Below are 6,987 nucleotides of genomic sequence, written 5' to 3'. Positions count from 1 at the left end.
TCAGAAACAATTCTTTTTCTTGCCATAAAAAAACCTCCTAGATTTTAATGATATTACATCATTAATCTAGAAGGTCTGCAATTATTATTTACACAAAATTATTTATACTCCCAGAGGATGCAACAGAACTTGTGTTAAAACAAGCTAAGGTAATGTGTGAAGAGAGTGTAATGTAGGAATAAAAGCCAGCGACTCACATCTTTAACCGCTCAATAGAAATATGTGCCTCATCGCTGGCTCCTCCCACCTACCTCTTATCTTCCCCAAGTATCAGGATTTTTATTCCACTTTAAAGCTATTTCCGCCTCTGCTGAATCTATGTAGTTTTCCTCTGTCGCAACATTGATTAAGGAAGCAAAATTTGAAAGTGCTGTCCAAGGGATATGATCTTGTTCAAAATTCTTATATGCCTTTTCAAACTCATATGAGAATATTGCTAGCACTTCAACATCTATAGCTCCCGCTTCTCTTGCAGCTGCTACAGCTTTTATTGAACTTCCACCTGTCGATATTAGATCCTCTATTATTATTACCTTTTTCCCTTCAAATTCAGCTCCCTCAATTTGTCTTCCTGCACCGTGAGCTTTCTTCTCTCCTCTGATATAAGCCATTGGTATATTCATCTCTTGAGCTATAAAGGCTGCCCATGGAATCCCTGCTGTTGCTGTTCCAGCTACAATATCAAACTCTTTTTCTTTTAAAATTTCTATAAAAGCATCTACTACAACTTGTCTCTCTTTAGGAAATCCTATCATTTTTCTATTATCACAATAGATTGGACTTTTTATTCCAGACACAAAAGTGAATGGATCCTTTACACTTAATCTAACTGCCTCTGTTCCCAACAATGATTTTGCTATATTTTTTTCTCTAGACATTTTTATATTTCACTCCTTCACCAATTTTTTCTATAAAATTTTCACCATTATAAACAATATGACCTCTCACCATAGTCAATAGTACTTTTCCCCCTCCTACTATTCCACTATAGGGTGTCCATCCACATTTTGATACTACATTCTCATTTTTTATAGTCTCTTTATTATTCAAATCTACTACAACCAAATCAGCGTCATATCCAACTTCAATCTTTCCTTTTCCAATAATTCCAAATATTTTAGCTGGATTTTCTGACATGACTCTCTGTAAAGTTTTCATATCTATTTTTTTATTCAACTCTTTCAACATAAGTTCTAAGGAGTTTTCCACTCCCGGTATACCATATGTGGTTTTAGAACTTTTCTCCTCTAAAGTATGCGGTGCGTGATCAGTTCCTATTGTATCAATAGTTCCGTCCTTTAATCCTAACCACAGAGCTTCATTATCCTCTTTACCTTTTAATTCTGGCTTCATTATAAGCAGTGAATTTGCCATACTTGAATCTAAAAATAGGTGATGTGGTGCTACTTCTCCATATATTTTTAACCCCTCTTTTTTTGCAGCTCTTAGCTTTTCAACTTCACTCTTTTTAGAAAGATGGCATAGATATAGTGGCTTTTTAAATTTTCTAGCTAAATCTATAGCTCTATCCACCATATCCTCCTCTGCGTGAACTGATATTATTTTAGATTCTTTAAATAAATTTTCCAGAACTTTTTCCTCTTCAACTAACATATCACCTGTTGACATATTCAGAAATATTTTAGTTGAAGCTACTCGATCTCTTACTTTTCTTATCTCTTCACTATTATCTAATCTACTTCCCCCAAAGTGAAATCCGTAGTCCACATAGCTTCTATTTTTAGAATTACTCTCCTTAGTATCTAAAATCTCTTTTGTCGTTGTGTTTGGAACTGTATTTGGCATATCTATAAATGTTGTTACTCCACCTTTAGCACACGCTTTACTTCCAGTTTCAAAATCTTCTTTATGAGATAGCCCCGGATCTCTCATATGTGTATGTACGTCCATCACTCCCGGTAAAACCCAATTTCCACCTACATCTATAATCTCATCTATATCTAACTCTTCTACCTCTGAACAACTGTAAATTTTGACTATTTTTTCTTTTTCTATTAAAATATCTTTTATATCCTCTTCCCCATGATATAAAATTCTACAGTTTTTTAACAACATAGGCTTCCCTCTTTTACTCCCTCCTCTATTTCAGCTAATACTTTTTTAGCTGCTTCTACAGGGTTCTCATTTTTAGTTATTGGTCTTCCCACAACTAGATAATCACATCCGCTTAATATAGCATCTTTAGGAGTCATTATTCTCTCTTGATCATTAGCGACTGACCACTTAGGTCTAACTCCCGGACACACAGTTTTAAAATTTTCTCCACATAACTCTTTTATAGCTTTTGCTTCCCATGGTGAACACACAATCCCATCCATTCCAGCTTCCTTTGTCAATTTAGCTAAATTTAAAGCTAACTCTTTTAATGTTAATTCACTTTTAAAAGTTTCTTTTAATCCCTCTTCTGAAAAACTTGTTAAAACTGTTACTGCAATTGATAGTATTTCTGGATTTATCTCTTTTACTCTCTTTACAACTGATTCCATCATAGTTCTTCCGCCACTCGCGTGTACATTGAACATAAATACATTCTGTTTAGCTGCAAATAGTGATGCCATTGTAGTTGTGTTTGGAATATCATGAAACTTTAAATCTAAAAATACTTTTTTACCTTTTTGAGTAAGATACTCTACCATCTCTCCCTTTGAGTTTAAAAACAGCTCCAAGCCTACTTTATAAAAAGAAACTGTTTCTCCTAAAATTTCAACTATATTTTTAGCGTCTTCCATATTTGAGTAATCTAATGCTATTATTAATCTATCTTTAATATTCATTTTTCCTCCATTATTCTTATCTATTAGTTGTGTGCTGTCCCTACAATCTCTTGTATATTTTCCACTCCATTCTCTTCACAAAACTTCTCTAGCCCACCTTTTATTTCAACTGGTAAAATTGGATTTGAGAATAATCCCGTTCCCAATGACACCATAGTTGCTCCTGCCATCATAAACTCTATTGCATCCTCAGTGGAAGAGATTCCTCCCATTCCAACTATTGGTATATTTACATTTTTATATACTTGGTAAACCATTCTTAATGCTACTGGCTTTACTGCAGGTCCAGAAAATCCTCCAAAAGTATTTCCTAATACAGGTTTTCTCTTTTTGATATCTATTGCCATTCCCAGAAGAGTATTTATTAACGATACTGCATCTGCACCATTCTCTTCTACAACTTTTGCTATATGAACTATATCAGTTACATTTGGTGATAACTTCACAATCAAAGGTTTTGTTGTTACTTCTCTAACAGCCTTTGTTACAGCTCCAGCTACTTCTGGCTTAGCACCAAATGCCATTCCTCCATCTTTTACATTTGGACATGATATATTTAACTCTATCATATCAACTTCAGGAATATTCTCCACTCTTTTAGCTATTTCGACATATTCCTCAATAACTTTACCATTTATATTAACTATTATTGGAGATTCAATACCAGATGCTTTTATATTTTTTACAATTACATTTTCAAAGTAATCAATTCCCGGATTCTCAAGTCCAACACAGTTTAACATTCCCCCTGGAGTCTCTGCTATTCTAGTTCCATAGTTCCCATCTCTAGCTTCCATTGTTATTCCCTTTACTACAATTCCCCCTAAAACATTTGGGTCAAAGTAATCTTTATATTCCAATCCAAAACCAAAACATCCTGATGATGTCACCATTGGATTTTTAAACTCTTTTCCTAAAAAATTTGTTTTCAATCTATTCATCTTTTCCACTCCCTTAGTTTCCACAGCTACACCCTATATTTTCTTTAGGATCTATATCCAATATTATTTTTGAATCAAAAACTGGTCCATCATGGCAAACTTTTTTCATTCCATCCAATGTTTTTATTGAACATCCAACACACGCTTTAACTCCACACGCCATTCTCTCCTCTAAAGATACTTCACAAAACACATTTTCTTTTAATGCTACCTCTGCTACCGCTTCCATCATTTTATGTGGTCCACAAGTTTGAACCATATCTATTTTTTCATCAGATAAAACTCTACTTAAAACAGATATTACATTCCCTTTTTCACCTAGAGATCCATCATCTGTTGTTATATATGTTTTTATTCCTTCTAAATTCAAATTTTCTAATATATTTAGAGCTTCTTTTTCTCTTCCACCAGCTATAAATATAACTTCATTTTGTTTTTTTAACTCATCTATTAGTAATTTTGTTGGTGCAATTCCCATTCCTCCACCAACAATAACACACTTTTTATCCTTTACATCTGTTGTAAACCCTGCTCCTAAAGGTCCTTGTATATTTAAGATTTCTCCAGCTTCAAGTGTAGCAAACTCCTTTGTTCCTCCACCTTTTACCTCATAATAAAACTCTAAAATCTTTTCATCTTTATCCACATAATGAAGACTGATTGGTCTTCTTAAAATTCTTATCTCGTTTTTCAATTTTAACATAAAAAATTGTCCAGCTTTCGAGTGTTGAGAAGCTTTCTCAGATTTTACCTTTATCAAGTAGTAGTTTTCTCCAATTTTACAATTCTCCAATACCTTACAGTCCTCTAAAAACATCTTTTCCTCCCAAATCTATCTTAAAATATTTTATTTTTTTATCTCTCTATTACAGTAGTAACAATATTCCTGTTCTTTATCTACAACATACTTGTTTTCTGTTTCCTCAAATTTTGTTATACACTTTTCATTGTTACAAATAACCTCTTTTGATTTCTTAATATCTTTTTCTATTACGTTACTTTTCTCTATTTTTACTAATCCCAATGCTATTGAAAAAATCGCCTCTCTTGTTGGGACTCCATTTGCTGCTTGCTCAAAATATTTAGCGTGCTTTGTTTCATCTAAATCTATTTTTATTTCATCTACCCTAGGCAATGGATGTAAAATTATCATGTTCTCTTTACATCTATCTACAATACTTTCTTTATCTATGATGTAAACTCCAGCTACTTTCTCATAATCCTCTTGACTATCAAATCTTTCTTTTTGTATTCTTGTCATATACAGTATATCTATCTCTTTTAAAATATCTTTATAGTCATTTAAAATATGGTATTTTATTTCTTTTTTCTCAAGCTCTCTTATAATATATTCTGGTATTTGGATTACTTCTGGTGCTATAAAGTAGAATTCGCATTTAAACATCTCTAAAGCTTTTGTCAATGAATGAACTGTTCTTCCATACTTTAAATCTCCCACAAAAGCTATCTTCTTTCCCTCTATACTCCCAAACTCTTTTTCAATTGTATATAAATCTAAAAGAGTTTGACTTGGGTGTTCGTTTGTTCCATCTCCAGCATTTATAACAGGTACTTTTGCTATATCTGCCGCAAATCTAGCTGCTCCATCTCTATTGTGTCTCATAACAATTACATCTGAGTATGCTTCTGTCATCTTTATTGTATCTCTTAACGATTCACCTTTTTTTAAAGAGGTTGCATCTGGAGAATCAAATCCTAAAACTTTGGCTCCTAATCTATAAGCTGCTGATGTAAATGACAATCTTGTTCTCGTTGAAGGTTCGAAAAATAAGCTTCCAACTATTTTGTTTTCCAAAAGTTTTTCATTTTTTTTCTCTAACTCTTTTGCTACTCTTAAAACCTCTAAAATATCTTCTTTTGTAAAATCTTTCATTGAAATAAAATCCCTCATTTTTCCTCCTCAATAATTTTAGTTAAAAAAAAAGGAATAGAAATTACAAATTAATGTAACTTCTATTCCATATATTAAAATTAAAAGATAAAAATAATGAAAATAATGTTTTTTTCTTTTTTTCTTTTTTCAATCCAAAAATACTTAACAGTTTTTTCACTCTCTATCCTCCTTATTTTTTTACACTTTTGAAAGTATATCACACCTCTTTAAATTTGTAAAGCTATATTTTTTAACACAGATAGTACAAACTCAATCTCTTTATATGTATTGAAATATCCAAAAGAAAATCTTACCGCTCCCTGTTCATAAGTTCCAATAGTTTTATGAGCTAGAGGTGCACAGTGAAAGCCAGACCTCACAAAAATACCAAACTCTTCATCTAAAATTTGAGCTAAATCCCCACTATCAACTCCATCTATATTTAAACTTATGACAGGCCCTTGCTCATTTGTTAAACTTTTATAAACTTTTATTTTTTCTATATCTTTTAAACCACTTAAAAATCTTTCACTCAATCTATTTTCGTGCTCTCTTATTTTATCTAGTCCAATTTCATTTATAAAGTCTATTCCAGCTCCTAAGCTCATTATTCCCGGAGTATTTAACGTTCCTGCCTCCAAAAGTTCTGGCATCTCTTTTGGTTGTCTTAAAAGTTTTGAAAAACTTCCTGTTCCTCCTTCTAAAAGTGGTCTAATTTCCACTCCATCTTTTAAACAAATTGCCCCTATTCCCTGTATTCCAAAAAGTGATTTATGTCCTGTTAAACACAATATATCAATATTATATTTTTCCATATCTATATATGAATATCCTGCACTTTGAGAAGCGTCCAATATAAATAAAAGACTATATTTTTTACATATTTTTCCAATGACATCTATATCTTGTACTGTTCCATTCACATTGGATATATGGTTAATTACAACAGCTTTTGTCTCTGAAGTTATATTTTTTTCTATTTCATCATACGTATTAACAAAAGTTAATTTTACCTCTTTCTCATCTCGCATATAAAATAGCGGTCTTAAAACAGAGTTATGTTCAAAATTAGTTGTTATCACGTGTGATTTTTCAGGAATTCCTCCCTTTATTGCAAAGTTTAAAGCTTCTGTTGCATTCGCTGTAAATGCTATATTTAAACTGTTTTTTACATTAAAAAATTGTGCTATTTTCTCTCTCACTTCATAGATTTTTCTTCCAGTCTCTACAGCTTTTCTATGCCCTGCTCTTCCTGGGTTTGCATTGTACTCTCTTACACTTAAATCTAAAGCCCTTAAAACTCTTTCTGGTTTCGGCGAACTTGTTGCTGAGTTATCAAAATAATATGTCTTCATAC

General features: G+C 32.2%; 7 protein-coding genes. All 7 read right to left on the bottom strand.

Annotated elements, in window-relative coordinates:
• Positions 1-254: 254 nt before the first annotated feature.
• Positions 255-878 (bottom strand): orotate phosphoribosyltransferase, encoded by a 624-nt coding sequence (gene pyrE / locus ACWI69_RS05635; protein ID WP_448820866.1) that lies wholly within the window; start codon positions 876-878, stop codon positions 255-257.
• A complete protein-coding gene (locus ACWI69_RS05630; protein WP_448820865.1) occupies positions 871-2,076 on the bottom strand; it encodes a dihydroorotase in 1,206 nt (401 codons plus the stop codon). Before ACWI69_RS05630 ends, pyrE begins: the two co-directional genes overlap by 8 nt.
• Entirely contained in the window at positions 2,067-2,795 is a 729-nt protein-coding gene (gene pyrF / locus ACWI69_RS05625; RefSeq protein WP_448820864.1) for an orotidine-5'-phosphate decarboxylase, read from the bottom strand. Before pyrF ends, ACWI69_RS05630 begins: the two co-directional genes overlap by 10 nt.
• 23 nt (positions 2,796-2,818) lie before the next feature.
• Entirely contained in the window at positions 2,819-3,736 is a 918-nt protein-coding gene (locus ACWI69_RS05620; RefSeq protein ID WP_448820863.1) for a dihydroorotate dehydrogenase, read from the bottom strand.
• A gap of 13 nt (positions 3,737-3,749) precedes the next feature.
• On the bottom strand, positions 3,750-4,553 hold the full coding sequence (locus tag ACWI69_RS05615; RefSeq protein WP_448820862.1) for a dihydroorotate dehydrogenase electron transfer subunit: 804 nt from the start codon (positions 4,551-4,553) through the stop codon (positions 3,750-3,752).
• Between the two features lie 30 nt (positions 4,554-4,583).
• Positions 4,584-5,648: an aspartate carbamoyltransferase gene (pyrB, locus tag ACWI69_RS05610; RefSeq protein WP_448820861.1), complete on the bottom strand. Its 1,065-nt coding sequence runs from the start codon at positions 5,646-5,648 to the stop codon at positions 4,584-4,586.
• A 209-nt stretch (positions 5,649-5,857) separates the two neighbouring features.
• Positions 5,858-6,985, bottom strand: a complete 1,128-nt coding sequence (locus ACWI69_RS05605; RefSeq protein WP_448820860.1) for an aminotransferase class V-fold PLP-dependent enzyme — start codon at positions 6,983-6,985, stop codon at positions 5,858-5,860.
• Positions 6,986-6,987: the final 2 nt, after the last annotated feature.

Source organism: Cetobacterium sp. (genome assembly GCF_977044495.1).
This window is presented reverse-complemented; position numbering and strand designations above follow the sequence as displayed.

Bases quoted from the DNA above. Each gene is read 5' to 3' on its own strand.
- pyrE (WP_448820866.1), bottom strand. From the start codon at position 878: ATGTCTAGAGAAAAAAATATAGCAAAATCATTGTTGGGAACAGAGGCA.
- ACWI69_RS05630 (WP_448820865.1), bottom strand. From the start codon at position 2,076: ATGTTGTTAAAAAACTGTAGAATTTTATATCATGGGGAAGAGGATATA.
- pyrF (WP_448820864.1), bottom strand. From the start codon at position 2,795: ATGAATATTAAAGATAGATTAATAATAGCATTAGATTACTCAAATATG.
- ACWI69_RS05620 (WP_448820863.1), bottom strand. From the start codon at position 3,736: ATGAATAGATTGAAAACAAATTTTTTAGGAAAAGAGTTTAAAAATCCA.
- ACWI69_RS05615 (WP_448820862.1), bottom strand. From the start codon at position 4,553: ATGTTTTTAGAGGACTGTAAGGTATTGGAGAATTGTAAAATTGGAGAA.
- pyrB (WP_448820861.1), bottom strand. From the start codon at position 5,648: ATGAGGGATTTTATTTCAATGAAAGATTTTACAAAAGAAGATATTTTA.
- ACWI69_RS05605 (WP_448820860.1), bottom strand. From the start codon at position 6,985: ATGAAGACATATTATTTTGATAACTCAGCAACAAGTTCGCCGAAACCA.